Below are 15779 nucleotides of genomic sequence, written 5' to 3' on the forward strand. Positions count from 1 at the left end.
AGCACAGCATAGGTCTGACTGAGTATGGGGCTTTGCGCTATTTTGCACGCTTACCCACCTAGACTGCCGAATCAGGTTCACTTTCGTTGTGTACTGTTAACTTCCTATCGCTTCCTTCAGACCCTGCCGTTGGCCAGCAACGCCCTTGCGATTCGGATTATCTTCCCCTCAGTCGGGGTGATTCAGGTTTCTTGCAACCTGACGGGTTTGCCAGCTTCGCTGGGCAAACAAAAACCCACACCGAAAACGGCATGGGTTCTAATCTTTATATCTTCGCTCTTCCTCAAGACTCGTACCTTAATACTCGTTCCTAAGGCCGCTCTTCCTAGCAACTCGTACCTTGATACTCGTCCCTAAAAACAGTTATTTGTGGTATGGCTTAGACAACTCGTGCACCGCATCCACAAACACGCCAGCATTTTCTGGCGGCACGTCGAGGTGAATACCGTGACCCAAATTGAATACGTGACCGGTACCCGCGTCACCGAATTCATCTAGGATGGTGGCGACTTCTTGGCGAATACGTTCAGGCTGAGCGTACAGCATGGATGGATCCATATTGCCTTGCAAAGCAACTTTGTCACCAATACGAGCTTTCGCATCGGCGATATTGATGGTCCAATCCAAACCCACAGCATCACAACCTGTTGCAGCTATTTGCTCTAGCCACATGCCGCCATTTTTAGTGAACAGGGTAACGGGTACACGACGACCTTCGTTTTCACGGATCAAGCCATCAACGATCTTGTGCATGTAACGCAGGGAGAACTCGTTGTAATCTCGAGGTGTCAGCACACCACCCCAAGTATCAAATACCATAACAGACTGAGCACCAGCTTTAATCTGAGCATTCAAATACTCAGTCACGCTGTCTGCCAGCTTATCCAACAGCAAATGCAGTGTCTGTGGCTCGGCATACATCATCTTTTTGATCTTAGTGAAGGCCTTTGAGCTGCCACCTTCCACCATATATGTCGCCAGTGTCCATGGGCTACCTGAGAAGCCAATTAATGGCACTTCGCCTTGGAGATCTTTACGGATCTGACGCACTGCATTCATGACATACTGCAGCTCGCCTTCAGGATCCGGCAGACCAATTTTATCAACATCGGCTTTACAGGTGATCGGACGTTCAAATTTTGGTCCTTCTCCCGCTTCAAAATACAAACCCAGTCCCATTGCATCAGGGATAGTCAGGATATCCGAAAACAGGATCGCTGCATCCAAAGGGAAACGACGCAGCGGCTGTAAGGTCACCTCACTGGCCAATTCAGCATTTTTGCACAGCGACATGAAGTCTCCCGCGACACTACGTGTTGCACGGTACTCAGGCAAATAACGGCCAGCCTGGCGCATCATCCATACTGGGGTGCAATCAACCGACTGCTTCAGCAGGGCACGTAGGTAACGGTCATTCTTTAATTCGCTCATCAGGAACTCCATGGTTTTATTCTATCTAGTATTGTATCACCCTAAACCACCAACAAAACAGGCCATTTGTTAACCGGATCATGTTTATGGTAACAATCAGGCCAGCATAATTGCGGTCAGGATCCTTCTCGTGATACAAAAACTGCGCGCTAGCAATAATAACAATGACTTTGCTTGTAGAAGGCAAAATAACTGCACCTTATCCCTCCTTACGGAGGGTTTTTTTATTCTTTATGCTATTTTTCTGCCATCAGGATCAATGTATGATCAATCAAAGATCGTGCAATAGTTCCCTCCGGCGCAACCTCTGGTAACGTATCCCTTGTCGCCCAGATTGCATCGGTCAACTCAGTATAATCCGGCTTCAAGTCACCACTGGCATAATCAGCTAGAAATCCCATCATTAAGTTTGATGGAAATGCCCATGGCTGACTGCCAAAATAGCGGATATTATCGACCTCTATTCCTGTCTCTTCTTTTATTTCCCGAGCAACACATTGTTCCAATGTTTCACCAGCTTCCACAAATCCGGCGATCACCGTGTACATTCCGGTTTTATGTCGAGGATGCTGAGCTAGGAGTATTTTATTATCCTTACGCACGGCCACGATCACACAGGGAGACACTCGGGGATAATGTGGTGTCTGGCAGCTCGTACACACCATGGCGATTTCGTCGTCACTATACTGGCACACTGCACCGCAGTGAGAACAATAGCGTTGAGTGTGCAACATGTGGGACAACTGGGTTGCACGTCCCGCGAGCTGGAACAGTTCCGCCTCAACAGAAAGTAATTCTCTCTGACTATAAAAATCCACGCCACTGGTCTCGAGAGGGGCTTCTAGCCAATACACAGGAAATTCACGATAACGGCCGATCAGACGAGCTCCTTCCGTATCAAAATTGAGATCGCTCGTGCGTTTAAAAGGAAGTATTTGATTTTCAAGGTATAAACACCGTTCTTTAACGATGCACCAATACGCTAATTCTTGTTTATTTAACATCAATGTCACATCCATCCTTGCAGGGTATCGTTTTTACTGGCAATCTAAACATAATACGGAAGTGAATCCGTAATCCAAGGTTCTCTTTTCTAAGAGATTGACAGGTATCGTTTCCAGTACCCTGTCTCGGTACTGTAGATCATGAGGGCATGGTCATGCTAAGTAAATTCGAGCAAGTACAAAAGCAATGGGGTGGCACCAGCGACGTGATTGATCACTGGCTGATGTCGAGGCAGCAACTGCTAATCGACTACTGCAAATTAGCCGGCCTTCCGCCGTTCAAATCCAATGATCGCCAGCTTCCTACAACCTCCCAGCTTCAACTTTTCAGCCAACAACTGGTTGATTATATTTCTGAAGGCCACTTCAAAATCTACGATATGGTCATGGAACGATGGAATGCCACGGGCTATTCACCAACCGAAGATATTTCCCAACTCTATATGCAAATCACCCAAACCACCGATCCACTCCTCAATTTTACCGAGAAGTACACAGAGATCACTGCAGATGATGAACTACCTGATTTCGATAGTGATTTATCAGGCATTGGTGAGCTGATTGAGATACGCTTCGCTCTTGAAGACCGCTTAATTGCATTGATCAGCGAAAGCTTGGCCTGCCCGCCCGGCGCCTAAATCCAATCTGACCATTTTTATTTCCTTGCCCAATTATCACAATTGGGCTCGTCAGTTTTTGATATCTGTTATACGCCCTCAACCGAATCTCATCAATGCCCAAACATGGCAAGCACAGTCATTATCATTTCACGGTAATTAATCGCAGATAATAAAAAAGGGTACCCGAAGGTACCCTTTTCAAATCAAAGCCGATAACTAATACTTAGTCGTCGTTTAGACCTGCATTCAGTAGTGCGGCAAGATCTTGCGATGCTTGCTCTGCATCTACCTGAGGAGCAATAGGCTCTAGCTCTGCATCACGCTGACGCTGACGGTTCTGATGGTACGCAAAACCAGTACCAGCAGGGATCAGACGACCAACGATTACGTTCTCTTTCAGACCGCGCAGTTCGTCACGCTTACCAGAAACCGCAGCTTCAGTTAGTACGCGCGTCGTTTCCTGGAACGATGCCGCTGAGATGAACGATTCAGTTGCTAGCGATGCCTTAGTAATACCAAGAAGATCGCGCTCGTAAGAAGCAATCAACTTACCGTCAGCTTCAAGCTTACGGTTAGCGATAGTCACACGAGAGTACTCAACCTGCTCGCCTGGTAGGAAGTCTGAATCACCAGCAACCGTAATAGTAACTTTACGCAGCATTTGACGAATAATCGTTTCAATGTGCTTATCGTTAATCTTAACGCCCTGGAGACGGTAAACTTCCTGAACTTCGTTCACGATATAATCTGCCACTGCGTGAACACCACGTAGACGCAAGATATCGTGCGGAGCTTCTGGACCGTCAGCGATAACATCACCTTTCTCAACCTTATCACCTTCGAATACGTTCAACTGGCGCCACTTAGGAACCATTTCTTCGTATACGTTGCCTTCTGCAGGCGTGATGATAAGACGACGCTTACCTTTGGTCTCTTTACCGAACGATACAGTACCTGTGACTTCAGCAAGGATTGCAGGCTCTTTCGGCTTACGCGCTTCGAACAAGTCAGCTACGCGTGGCAGACCACCGGTAATATCTTTAGTACCTTTGGATGCCTGAGGAATACGCGCAAGCGTATCACCGATACCAACCATTGCACCGTCTTCTAGCTGGATAATTGCTTTACCAGGTAGGAAGTACTGAGCTGGGATTTCGGTACCAGCGATCATTACATCATGACCCTTTTCGTCAACCAGCTTAACGGTTGGACGCATGTCTTTACCTGCACCAGTTCGCTCTGCAGCGTCAAGTACAGTGATCATAGACAGGCCTGTTAGCTCATCAGTTTGACGAGAAACAGTTACACCATCAATCAGGTCAACAAACTGGATACGACCGCCCACTTCAGTGATGATCGGCATTGTGTGCGGATCCCAGTTAGCGATAACTTCGCCAGCTGCAACATCCTGACCGTCACCCTTAGTTAGGTGAGAACCGTATGGCAGTTTGTAGTTCTCTTTCGTACGACCTAACTCATCAATGATGGTCATTTCAGACGCACGAGACGTGATAACTAGCTTGCCGTCGTTGTTAATTACGAACTTAGCATTCTGCAGTTTCACAGAACCGTTGTTCTTAACCTGAATGCTGTTTTCCGCAGCGGCTGCAGATGCTGCACCACCGATGTGGAACGTACGCATTGTCAGCTGTGTACCCGGTTCACCGATTGACTGTGCTGCAACAACACCAACCGCTTCACCTTGGTTCACTAGGTGACCACGAGCAAGGTCACGACCGTAACAGAACTTACAGCAACCGAAGTCGTTTTCACACGTTACTACAGAACGTACTTTAACAAGGTCAACAGAGTTTGCTTCAAGGATGTCACACCACTTCTCATCAAGAAGGGTATTACGAGGCGCAAGCACTTCTTCAGTACCAGGCTTCATTACATCTTCAGCAACCACACGACCAAGAACGCGATCACGTAGTGGTTCTTTAACATCACCACCTTCAATCAACGGCATCATGGTCATGCCAGCGTGCGTACCACAGTCATCAGTGGTGATAACCACATCCTGTGCAACGTCTACTAGACGACGCGTTAGGTAACCAGAGTTCGCCGTCTTCAATGCCGTATCCGCAAGACCCTTACGAGCACCGTGCGTTGAGATAAAGTACTGAAGTACGTTCAGACCTTCACGGAAGTTTGCCGTGATCGGTGTTTCGATGATTGAGCCATCCGGCTTAGCCATCAGACCACGCATACCCGCAAGCTGACGGATCTGAGCGGCAGAACCACGCGCACCAGAGTCGGCCATCATGTATACGCTGTTGAACGATTTCTGCTGCTCTTCTTCGCCATCACGGTTAATAACGGTGTCGAAAGACAGGTTATCCATCATCGCTTTAGCAACTTGTTCGTTCGCTGTCGCCCAGATATCGATAACTTTGTTATAACGTTCGCCAGCAGTTACAAGACCTGACTGGAACTGCTCTTGAATCTCTGCAACTTCTGCTTCGGCTTCTGCAATCTTGGTGTATTTTGCCTCTGGGATGACCATATCGTCGATACCAACAGACACACCTGATAGTGCTGCATAAGCAAAACCTGTGTACATGATTTGGTCAGCAAAGACGACTGTCTCTTTCATGCCCAATTCACGGTAACACGTGTTCAGTAGCTTAGAAATTTGCTTTTTACCCAGCGCTTCAGTGTTAACTAGGCTGAATGGCAGACCTTTAGGTACGATCTTCCATAGCATTGCACGACCAACAGTGGTGTCAACAAGCTGTGTATTTTCAACCAGGTTACCCTGCTCGTCTTTCACGAACTCAGTGATACGCACTTTAACACGGGTATGTAGCTCAGCATTGCCTGTTAGGTAAGCTTTTTCAGCTTCCGCAGAGCCTGCTAGATACATGCCTTCACCCTTCGCGTTGATACGATCACGCGTCATGTAGTAAAGACCCAATACAACGTCCTGAGAAGGTACGATGATCGGATCACCAGACGCTGGCGATAGGATGTTGTTGGTTGACATCATCAGTGCACGAGCTTCAAGCTGTGCTTCCAGAGTTAGAGGTACGTGTACCGCCATCTGGTCACCATCGAAGTCGGCGTTGTATGCCGCACACACTAGTGGGTGAAGCTGAATCGCTTTACCTTCGATCAGTACTGGTTCAAATGCCTGAATACCTAGACGGTGCAATGTTGGTGCACGGTTAAGCATTACTGGGTGTTCACGAATCACTTCGTCTAGGATATCCCAAACAACCGCTTCTTCGCGCTCTACCATTTTCTTAGCAGCTTTGATTGTCGTCGCCAGGCCACGAGTTTCTAGCTTGCCATAGATGAATGGCTTAAATAGCTCAAGTGCCATCTTCTTAGGAAGACCACACTGATGCAGACGCAGGTAAGGACCTACGGTGATAACAGAACGACCTGAGTAGTCTACACGCTTACCAAGAAGGTTCTGACGGAAACGACCCTGCTTACCTTTGATCATATCAGCCAAAGATTTCAGAGGACGCTTGTTAGAGCCCGTAATAGCGCGGCCACGACGACCGTTATCAAGCAATGCATCAACAGATTCCTGAAGCATACGCTTTTCGTTACGTACGATAATATCAGGAGCTGCTAGATCCAGTAGACGCTTCAGACGGTTATTACGGTTGATAACACGACGGTACAGATCGTTCAAATCTGAAGTCGCGAAACGGCCGCCGTCTAGTGGTACCAACGGACGTAGATCCGGCGGTAGTACTGGCAGAACAGACAGGATCATCCACTCAGGGTTGTTACCTGACTGCAAGAATGCTTCTACAAGCTTCAAACGCTTGGTCAGTTTCTTACGCTTGGTTTCAGAGTTAGTTTCTTCCAACTCTTCGCGCATTAGTTCGATTTCTGCGTTCAGGTCCATGTTGCCAAGCAATGCTTGAACAGCTTCAGCACCCATCTTCGCGTCGAACTCGTCGCCCCACTCTTCAAGTGCATCCAAGTACTGCTCTTCAGAAAGCAGCTGGCTACGCTCAAGGTTGGTCATACCTGGTTCGATAACAACGTAAGATTCGAAGTAAAGTACACGTTCGATATCACGTAGTGGCATATCCATCAACAGACCGATACGAGACGGTAGTGACTTTAGGAACCAGATGTGGGCAACTGGAGAAGCTAACTCGATGTGACCCATACGCTCACGGCGTACTTTGGTCTGAGTAACTTCAACACCACATTTTTCACAAATTACACCACGGTGCTTCAGGCGCTTATATTTGCCACAAAGACACTCGTAGTCTTTTACCGGGCCAAAGATACGTGCACAGAAAAGGCCGTCACGCTCAGGCTTGAAGGTACGGTAGTTAATGGTTTCTGGCTTTTTCACTTCACCAAAAGACCATGAACGGATCATGTCAGGTGACGCAAGACCGATTTTGATAGCATCAAATTCTTCAGTCTTATGCTGTGCTTTCAGAAACTTAAGTAAGTCTTTCACATTCGGCTCCTGTGAGGAGTTGACCCATAAAGGCGCCAGTCTACTGGCGCCTTCATATTTATACCGGAGTAACTAATAAATCGTGGTATGAACCTAGACTTATTCGTCTTCCAGCTCGATGTTGATACCCAACGAGCGGATTTCTTTCAACAATACGTTGAATGATTCCGGCATACCAGGTTCCATACGATGGTCGCCATCGACGATGTTCTTATACATCTTCGTACGGCCGTTAACGTCATCCGACTTAACAGTTAGCATTTCCTGTAGGGTGTATGCTGCACCGTATGCTTCTAGTGCCCACACTTCCATCTCACCGAAACGCTGACCACCGAACTGCGCTTTACCACCCAGCGGCTGCTGAGTAACAAGGCTATAAGAACCGGTAGAACGGGCATGCATCTTGTCATCAACCAAGTGGTTCAGTTTCAGCATGTACATGTAACCAACGGTTACAGGACGCTCAAACTTCTCACCGGTGCGACCGTCAAACAATGTCAGCTGACCAGATTCTGGCAGATCACCCAACTTCAGAAGCTCCTTGATAGAAGACTCTGGCGCACCGTCAAAGACAGGTGTCGCGATTGGTAGACCTTTACGCAGGTTCTGAACCAGAGTGCGTACTTCAGCATCACTTAGCTCTGCAATATCAACATTCTGGCGAGTATCACCAAGATCGTAGACTTTCTGCAGGAAGTTACGGAACTGATGCAGTTCCTGCTGCTCTTTTAGCATCTCGTTAAGTTTGTCACCGATACCTTTCGCTGCAAGACCCAAGTGAGTCTCCAGGATCTGACCGATGTTCATACGAGACGGTACACCCAGTGGGTTCAGTACGATATCAACTGTCTGACCTTTTTCATCGTATGGCATGTCTTCAACAGGGTTGATCTTAGAGATAACACCCTTGTTACCGTGACGACCTGCCATCTTATCACCAGGCTGGATACGACGCTTAACCGCTAGGTATACTTTAACAATCTTAAGTACGCCTGGCGCTAGGTCATCACCCTGAGTGATCTTACGACGCTTGGTTTCAAACTTCTTATCGAACTCAGCTTTCAGCTCGTCATACTGCTCAGCAAGCTGCTCAAGTAGATTCTGCTGACCTTCGTCATCCAACGTCTGTGCGAATAGCTTTTCGCGATCCATTGAAAGCAGCTTGTCTTCGCTGTAACCAGCTGCAAGTAGAAGCGTACGAACACGAGCAAGAAGACCACCCTCAAGGATCTGGAATTCTTCTGTGATATCTTTCTTCGCTTCTTTCAGCTGCATCTCTTCAATTTCAAGCGCACGCTTGTCTTTTTCTACGCCATCGCGGGTAAATACCTGAACGTCGATGATCGTACCAGACACAGAGTTTGGTACACGTAGTGAAGAGTCTTTCACGTCAGACGCTTTTTCACCGAAGATAGCACGTAGTAGCTTCTCTTCAGGAGTCAGCTGAGTTTCACCCTTAGGTGTCACCTTACCAACTAGGATGTCGCCACCCTTAACTTCAGCACCGATGTAAACGATACCTGACTCATCCAGCTTAGACAGTGCAGCTTCACCCACGTTAGGGATATCCGCTGTGATCTCTTCTGAACCGAGCTTAGTGTCACGCGCCACACAAGATAGCTCTTGAATGTGGATTGTTGTCAGGCGATCTTCCTGTACAACACGCTCAGAAACCAAGATGGAGTCTTCGAAGTTGTAACCGTTCCAAGGCATGAACGCGATACGCATGTTCTGGCCAAGGGCTAGCTCACCGAGGTCGGTTGAAGGACCATCAGCAAGTACATCACCACGAGCAACAGGTTCACCCGGCATCACAGTTGGACGCTGGTTGATACAAGTGTTCTGGTTAGAACGGGTGTACTTAGTCAGGTTGTAGATATCGATACCAGCTTCACCCGGTACTAACTCGTCTTCGTTAACTTTGATAACGATACGAGATGCATCTACAGACTGAACCATACCGCCACGTTTCGCTACGGCTGTTACACCGGAGTCAACGGCTACGTTACGCTCGATACCTGTACCTACTAGCGGCTTATCAGCACGGATAGTTGGAACAGCCTGACGTTGCATGTTCGCACCCATAAGGGCACGGTTAGCATCATCGTGTTCAAGGAACGGGATCAGTGAGGCTGCCACCGATACAACCTGATTGGTTGCAACGTCCATGTATTGAACATGGTCGCGTGGGTGCAGACCTGATTCACCTTTCTGACGAGCAGTGATCAGTTCGTCAGCAAATGAACCGTCTTCGTTAAGCACGGCGTTTGCCTGTGCAATAACATAATGACCTTCTTCGATAGCTGATAGGTAGTCGATTTCTTCGGTTACCTTACCATCGATAACTTTACGGTATGGAGTTTCCAAGAAGCCGTAAGGGTTACACTGCGCAAATGCTGACAGTGAGTTGATCAAACCGATGTTTGGACCTTCTGGCGTTTCGATAGGACATAGACGACCGTAGTGGGTCGCGTGTACGTCTCGAACTTCAAAGCCAGCACGCTCACGAGTCAGACCACCTGGACCAAGCGCCGAGATACGACGTTTGTGAGTAACTTCTGACAGCGGGTTGTTCTGATCCATAAACTGAGACAGCTGAGAAGAGCCAAAGAACTCTTTTACTGCCGCAGAAATAGGCTTAGCGTTGATCAAATCCTGAGGCATAACTGCATCAAGATCGCCTAGGCTTAGACGCTCTTTCACAGCACGCTCAACACGCACAAGACCAACACGGAATTGGTTTTCTGCCATTTCACCAACAGAACGGATACGACGGTTGCCTAGGTGGTCGATATCGTCCACTTCACCTTTACCATTACGGATATCGATTAGACGACGCATTACGTCGATGATATCAGCATGGTCAAGGATACCAGCACCCGTAGTTTCTTCACGGCCCAAAGAGCTGTTGAACTTCATACGGCCCACAGCGGAAAGATCATAACGATCTTCAGAGAAGAACAAGCTTTCAAAAAGCTGCTCTGCTGCTTCACGTGTTGGCGGCTCACCAGGGCGCATCATGCGGTAGATTTCAACTAGCGCACTCAGGCGGTCAGTTGTACTGTCAACACGTAGGGTGTCTGACATGTACGGACCAAAATCCAGATCATTAGTGAACAGAACTTCTAGTGACTTATAGCCTGCTTGAGAAAGCATAGCCAATGTCTCTAGGCTCAATTCTTGGTTCGCTGCTGCAATCAATTCGCCAGTATCTTCGTTCACGTAATCACGTGCCGAAATCTTACCCACGATGTATTCAACAGGGACTTCAATGTGATCAACACCGTCTTTTGACAGCTGACGAATATGGCGAGCTGTGATACGACGGCCTTGTTCTACGTATACGGTACCGTTCGCTTCAATGTCGAAGCTTGCAGTTTCACCACGTAGACGATCAGGCACAAGTTCCATAACCAAAGACTTGCCTTGTACTTCGAAGTTTACTTTTTCGAAGAACATGTCAAGAATCTGCTCAGAGGTGTAACCTAATGCACGTAAGATAATAGAAGCCGGTAGCTTACGACGACGGTCGATACGGACAAAAACGCTGTCCTTAGGATCAAATTCGAAATCCAACCATGAACCACGGTAAGGGATTACGCGTGCGTTATAAAGCACTTTACCTGAGGAGTGGGTTTTACCCTTATCGCTGTCAAAGAAGACACCCGGGCTACGGTGTAGCTGGGATACGATAACCCTCTCGGTACCGTTAATAACGAATGTACCGTTATCTGTCATGAGCGGAATTTCGCCCATGTAAACTTCTTGTTCTTTAATGTCTTTTACGGTGCCAGCTGGTGCGTCTTTATCATACATGACAAGACGTAGCTTCACGCGAAGAGGCGCAGAATAAGTTACGCCACGAATCTGACATTCTTTAACATCGAAGACCGGCTCACCGAGACGATAGCTAACGTATTGCAGCTCGGAATTGCCGTTATAGCTCTGAATCGGAAAAACAGAACGGAAGGCAGCTTCAAGACCGTAGTGCCCTTCAGGATCCTGCTCGATGAATTTTTTAAAAGACTCAAGCTGGATCGACAGCAAGTATGGTATGTCCAACACTTGTGGACGCTTACCAAAATCCTTACGGATACGCTTTTTCTCGGTATAAGAGTAAACCATAGGTTCCTCAGATCGCTGATAAGTGATCCAAACTGCTCAAAACGAGGAGCAGTGACTAGTAACACTGTTTATTGTGGAACAGTCTGGGATCCAGAACTGCTTTTGCTTGGATAACGGTTGGAAAACAATGTGAAAACACCAATACCCTACAGCGCAAAAAGGCCGGTGGCATTTTTGCCACCAGCCATTAGCCAATTAAGGCTAAGAAACTAAGTAATTATTACTTAATTTCAACAGAAGCACCAGCTTCTTCTAGCTGAGCTTTAAGAGCTTCAGCTTCTGCTTTGTCAACGCCTTCTTTAAGAGCAGAAGGAGCGTTGTCAACTACAGCTTTAGCTTCTTTAAGACCTAGGCCAGTTGCGCCACGTACAGCTTTGATAACCTGTACTTTGTTAGCGCCAGCAGCTGTTAGGATTACGTCGAATTCAGTTTGCTCTTCAGCAGCTTCTGCTGCTGCGCCGCCTGCTACTACTGCAGCTGCAGCAGAAACACCGAATTTCTCTTCCATTGCTTCGATTAGCTCAACAACTTGCATTACAGACATTTCTGCAACTGCGTCTAGGATTTGCTCGTTAGTGATAGACATAACAATTCTCTTTAAAAATCAACAAATAGTTTAAATAGTAATCAGATAAAGCACTGCAATTAAGCAGCAGCTTCTTCTTTCTGATCACGTACAGCTGCGATAGTACGAACCAACTTACCAGCAGACGCTTCTTTCATGCACATCATTAGGCGTGCAATCGCTTCGTCGTATGTTGGTAGAGTTGCTAGTACATCAACGTTAGCAACAGCGCCTTCGAATGCAGCAGCTTTGATCTCGAAATTTTTGTTCTCTTTAGCGAAGTCTTTGAAAAGACGCGCTGCAGCACCTGGGTGCTCATTAGAGAAACCAATCAGTGAAGGACCTACGAAAGTCTCAGTAAGACATTCGAAATCAGTACCTTCAACAGCACGACGTGCTAGAGTGTTACGAACAACTTTCAGGTAAACGCCGTTTTCACGAGCAAGTTTACGCAGAGAAGTCATCGCACCCACAGCAACGCCACGAGAGTCAGCAACAACTGCAGACAGGGCACCATTGGCAGCTTCGTTGACTTCAGCAACAATTGCTTTTTTGTCTTGAAGATTTAAAGCCATTGGATTTGCTCCTGGATTTTCTGGGTTACCCCAGTATTTACACCACTCACTGCCAGTATGACAGGAGAGCTTTTACGGCGCAGATCCAAGAAAGACTTACATCAATCATGTTCTGGCACCGTCTACGTAGGTGATATTAAGTCTGAAATCCGAAGATTTCGACGCCTACGGTCTTTGACGGAGGTCACAACTTACGTTGTGACCTCAGCCATGAATTCGGAAACGCCAGATTATACACTAATCTGACGCTTCTGCAAATTAGTTTGCGTTAGCGTCCAGAGTATTCTGGTCTAGCGCTACACCTGCACCCATAGTGGTAGAGATGCTTACTTTCTTAACGAAAGTACCTTTCGCTGAAGAAGGCTTCGCTTTCTTCAGTGCAACTAGAAGAGACTCTAGGTTCTCTTTTAGTTGAGCAGCATCGAAGTCCACTTTACCGATAGTAGTGTGGATGATGCCGTTTTTGTCGTTACGGTAACGAACCTGACCCGCTTTAGCATTCTTAACTGCTTCAGCAACGTTAGGAGTCACAGTACCAACTTTAGGGTTTGGCATAAGACCGCGAGGACCAAGAATGGTACCTAGCTGACCAACAACGCGCATTGCATCTGGAGATGCGATAACTACGTCGAAGTTCATTTCGCCTTTCTTCACTTGCTCAGCAAGATCTTCCATACCCACTAGATCAGCACCAGCTTCTTTAGCAGCTTCAGCGTTTGCACCCTGAGTGAATACCGCAACGCGGATGTCACGGCCAGTACCGTGTGGTAGCACAGTTGCGCCACGTACGTTCTGGTCAGATTTACGTGCATCGATGCCAAGATTAACAGCAACGTCAACGCTTTCTGTGAATTTAGCAGTAGCTAGTTCTTTAAGAAGAGCAATAGCTTCGTTGATATCATACTCACGAGAAGAATCAACTTTGTCGCGGATTACGCGCATACGCTTAGTAAGTTTTGCCATTGTCTTAACCCTCTACCACTAGACCCATTGAACGAGCAGTACCAGCAATCGAACGCTTAAGAGCGTCGATGTCAGCACCCGTCATGTCCGCAGCTTTAGTTTCTGCGATCTCTTGGATCTGAGCGTCAGTAACAGTACCAACTTTCTCAGTGTTTGGACGGCCAGAACCAGACTTAACGCCAGCAGCTTTCTTAAGAAGAACAGCAGCAGGAGGAGTCTTAGTAATGAACGTGAAAGAGCGGTCGCTGTAAACAGTGATTACTACTGGAGTAGGTAGACCTTTCTCCAATGAATCAGTTTTAGCATTGAACGCCTTACAGAATTCCATGATGTTCACACCATGTTGACCAAGAGCTGGACCAACCGGTGGACTTGGGTTTGCTGCACCAGCTGCAACCTGCAGCTTGATGTACGCTTCTACTTTTTTAGCCATTGCTATATACCTAATTTTGGGTTCAAACGTCTGCTTCTAAAAAACAGACTCCCCGTCTAACGAAAGGGCGCGAAATTATAGTCCAATTTCACGCCCTTGACAATAAAAGCTGACCGTTTATTAATCAGCTTTTTTCTACCTGGCCGAATTCAAGTTCGACAGGCGTAGCACGACCGAAGATCGATACAGACACTTTCACGCGGCTCTTGTCGTAATCAACTTGTTCAACGACACCATTAAAGTCGGCAAATGGGCCATCGGTAACACGTACAACTTCACCTGGCTCAAAGACAGTTTTGTGAACCGGAGATTCACTCGCCTGCTGAAGTCGGTTAAGAATCGCATCTGCCTCTTTATCAGAGATAGGAGCCGGACGGTCAGATGTACCACCGATGAACCCCATTACACGAGGGATACTGCGTACCAGATGCCATGTCTCGTCGTTCATCACCATCTGAACCAACACGTAACCAGGGAAGAACTTACGTTCACTCTTACGGCGCTGGCCTGCACGCATTTCAACCACTTCCTCAGTAGGTACTAAAACCTCTTCAAAGTGCTCTTCCATGCCATGCATTTTGATATGCTCACGTAGGGACTGTGCTACTCGGCCTTCAAAACCAGAGAAAGCTTGTACAACATACCATCGTTTTTTTGGAGCTTCGCTCATGAACTCTTACCTCACACACCGGTAACTAGGCGGACTAGACGGACCATAATGCCGTCGATACCCCACAAGGCTAACGCCATAACTACAGTGACTGCTAGAACGATAAAGGTTGTCTGCGTAGCTTCCTGACGAGTAGGCCATACTACCTTGCGGACTTCCATGCGCGATTCGCGAGCAAACGCAATCGCGGTTTTACCTTTGGCTGTCAGTGCAGCAATACCACCTGCTACTGCCACAAGGACAACAACAGCAGCGGCACGAAACACGACAGGAACATCACTGTACAGGTAATTACCAACCACAGCGGCAGCTAGCAAAGCAAATACGGCGACCCATTTCAGGCCATCCATATTGTTAGAGCTGCTTTGGTTTTCGGCATTCGCTTTCATACAACCAACCTGTAACTAGTCTCAATATAGACGAAATTAACCCCGCATTTGCGAGGCCGATAATGAAGGAAAGCACTAAGTCTTTAATTACAAATACAAAACTTCACATCAATAAAATGTTTTTCTCGCCAACCTGAGCAAAAAACACACTACTTCAGGCAACAGCGCAGAAAAAGGGCATCAAATGATGCCCTTTTTTGTGCCTTGTCGTCAAATATTATTCAACGATTGTAGCAACAACACCCGCACCTACAGTACGGCCGCCTTCACGGATAGCAAAACGTAGACCTTCGTCCATCGCGATTGGCGCGATTAGAGTAACAGTCATAGAAATGTTATCACCAGGCATTACCATCTCAACGCCTTCTGGCAGTTCGATAGTACCAGTCACGTCAGTTGTACGGAAGTAGAACTGTGGACGGTAACCTTTGAAGAAAGGAGTGTGACGGCCGCCTTCATCTTTAGAAAGAACATAGATTTCTGAAGTGAAAGTAGTGTGTGGAGTGATTGAACCTGGCTTAGCAAGAACCTGACCACGCTCAACTTCGTCACGCTTAGTACCACGT

General features: G+C 47.2%; 12 protein-coding genes. 1 reads left to right on the plus strand and 11 read right to left on the minus strand.

What is annotated here, in order from left to right; all coding sequences use genetic code 11:
* Nucleotides 1–363: 363 nt before the first annotated feature.
* Both hemE and nudC read right to left on the minus strand, forming a co-directional pair.
* A complete protein-coding gene (gene hemE / locus L4D12_RS24515) occupies nucleotides 364–1431 on the minus strand; it encodes a uroporphyrinogen decarboxylase (RefSeq protein ID WP_428450449.1) in 1068 nt (355 codons plus the stop codon).
* 236 nt (nucleotides 1432–1667) lie between these two features.
* Entirely contained in the window at nucleotides 1668–2435 is a 768-nt protein-coding gene (gene nudC, locus L4D12_RS24520; RefSeq protein WP_428450450.1) for an NAD(+) diphosphatase, read from the minus strand.
* A gap of 155 nt (nucleotides 2436–2590) precedes the next feature.
* On the opposite strand from nudC, the gene rsd reads away from it, so the two are divergent.
* Nucleotides 2591–3073 (plus strand): sigma D regulator, encoded by a 483-nt coding sequence (gene rsd / locus L4D12_RS24525; protein WP_428450451.1) that lies wholly within the window; start codon nucleotides 2591–2593, stop codon nucleotides 3071–3073.
* A gap of 205 nt (nucleotides 3074–3278) precedes the next feature.
* On the opposite strand, the gene rpoC is transcribed toward rsd, so the two are convergent.
* The 9 genes from rpoC to L4D12_RS24570 form a co-directional block, all read right to left on the minus strand.
* On the minus strand, nucleotides 3279–7493 hold the full coding sequence (rpoC, locus tag L4D12_RS24530; protein ID WP_428450452.1) for a DNA-directed RNA polymerase subunit beta': 4215 nt from the start codon (nucleotides 7491–7493) through the stop codon (nucleotides 3279–3281).
* 99 nt (nucleotides 7494–7592) lie between these two features.
* A complete protein-coding gene (gene rpoB, locus L4D12_RS24535; protein ID WP_428450453.1) occupies nucleotides 7593–11618 on the minus strand; it encodes a DNA-directed RNA polymerase subunit beta in 4026 nt (1341 codons plus the stop codon).
* Between the two features lie 220 nt (nucleotides 11619–11838).
* Nucleotides 11839–12204, minus strand: a complete 366-nt coding sequence (rplL, locus tag L4D12_RS24540; protein ID WP_428450454.1) for a 50S ribosomal protein L7/L12 — start codon at nucleotides 12202–12204, stop codon at nucleotides 11839–11841.
* 59 nt (nucleotides 12205–12263) lie between these two features.
* Nucleotides 12264–12758, minus strand: a complete 495-nt coding sequence (gene rplJ, locus L4D12_RS24545; protein WP_428450455.1) for a 50S ribosomal protein L10 — start codon at nucleotides 12756–12758, stop codon at nucleotides 12264–12266.
* Nucleotides 12759–13016: 258 nt separating this feature from the next.
* Nucleotides 13017–13721 carry a 50S ribosomal protein L1 gene (rplA, locus tag L4D12_RS24550; RefSeq protein WP_428450456.1) on the minus strand — a complete coding sequence of 235 codons (705 nt, stop codon included), beginning with the start codon at nucleotides 13719–13721 and terminating at the stop codon, nucleotides 13017–13019.
* Between the two features lie 4 nt (nucleotides 13722–13725).
* Nucleotides 13726–14154, minus strand: a complete 429-nt coding sequence (gene rplK, locus L4D12_RS24555) for a 50S ribosomal protein L11 (RefSeq protein WP_428450457.1) — start codon at nucleotides 14152–14154, stop codon at nucleotides 13726–13728.
* 124 nt (nucleotides 14155–14278) lie between these two features.
* The gene (gene nusG / locus L4D12_RS24560; RefSeq protein ID WP_428450458.1) at nucleotides 14279–14824 is read right to left on the minus strand and encodes a transcription termination/antitermination protein NusG; all 546 of its coding nucleotides are present in this window, start codon (nucleotides 14822–14824) and stop codon (nucleotides 14279–14281) included.
* An 11-nt stretch (nucleotides 14825–14835) separates the two neighbouring features.
* Nucleotides 14836–15213, minus strand: coding sequence for a preprotein translocase subunit SecE (secE, locus tag L4D12_RS24565; RefSeq protein ID WP_428450459.1), 378 nt, complete (start codon nucleotides 15211–15213; stop codon nucleotides 14836–14838).
* Between the two features lie 217 nt (nucleotides 15214–15430).
* Nucleotides 15431–15779, minus strand: a 349-nt coding sequence (locus L4D12_RS24570) for an EF-Tu C-terminal domain-related protein (RefSeq protein ID WP_489685953.1), incomplete at its 5' end; no start/stop codon positions are given.

Origin of the sequence: Photobacterium nomapromontoriensis (assembly GCF_050336815.1) — a bacterium.
Classification (GTDB): Bacteria; Pseudomonadota; Gammaproteobacteria; order Enterobacterales; family Vibrionaceae; genus Photobacterium; species Photobacterium nomapromontoriensis.

Bases quoted from the DNA above. Each gene is read 5' to 3' on its own strand.
- rsd (WP_428450451.1), top strand. From the start codon at position 2,591: ATGCTAAGTAAATTCGAGCAAGTACAAAAGCAATGGGGTGGCACCAGC.
- secE (WP_428450459.1), bottom strand. From the start codon at position 15,213: ATGAAAGCGAATGCCGAAAACCAAAGCAGCTCTAACAATATGGATGGC.
- rpoB (WP_428450453.1), bottom strand. From the start codon at position 11,618: ATGGTTTACTCTTATACCGAGAAAAAGCGTATCCGTAAGGATTTTGGT.
- rplK (WP_428450457.1), bottom strand. From the start codon at position 14,154: ATGGCTAAAAAAGTAGAAGCGTACATCAAGCTGCAGGTTGCAGCTGGT.
- rplA (WP_428450456.1), bottom strand. From the start codon at position 13,721: ATGGCAAAACTTACTAAGCGTATGCGCGTAATCCGCGACAAAGTTGAT.
- nudC (WP_428450450.1), bottom strand. From the start codon at position 2,435: ATGTTAAATAAACAAGAATTAGCGTATTGGTGCATCGTTAAAGAACGG.
- rplL (WP_428450454.1), bottom strand. From the start codon at position 12,204: ATGTCTATCACTAACGAGCAAATCCTAGACGCAGTTGCAGAAATGTCT.
- rplJ (WP_428450455.1), bottom strand. From the start codon at position 12,758: ATGGCTTTAAATCTTCAAGACAAAAAAGCAATTGTTGCTGAAGTCAAC.
- hemE (WP_428450449.1), bottom strand. From the start codon at position 1,431: ATGAGCGAATTAAAGAATGACCGTTACCTACGTGCCCTGCTGAAGCAG.
- nusG (WP_428450458.1), bottom strand. From the start codon at position 14,824: ATGAGCGAAGCTCCAAAAAAACGATGGTATGTTGTACAAGCTTTCTCT.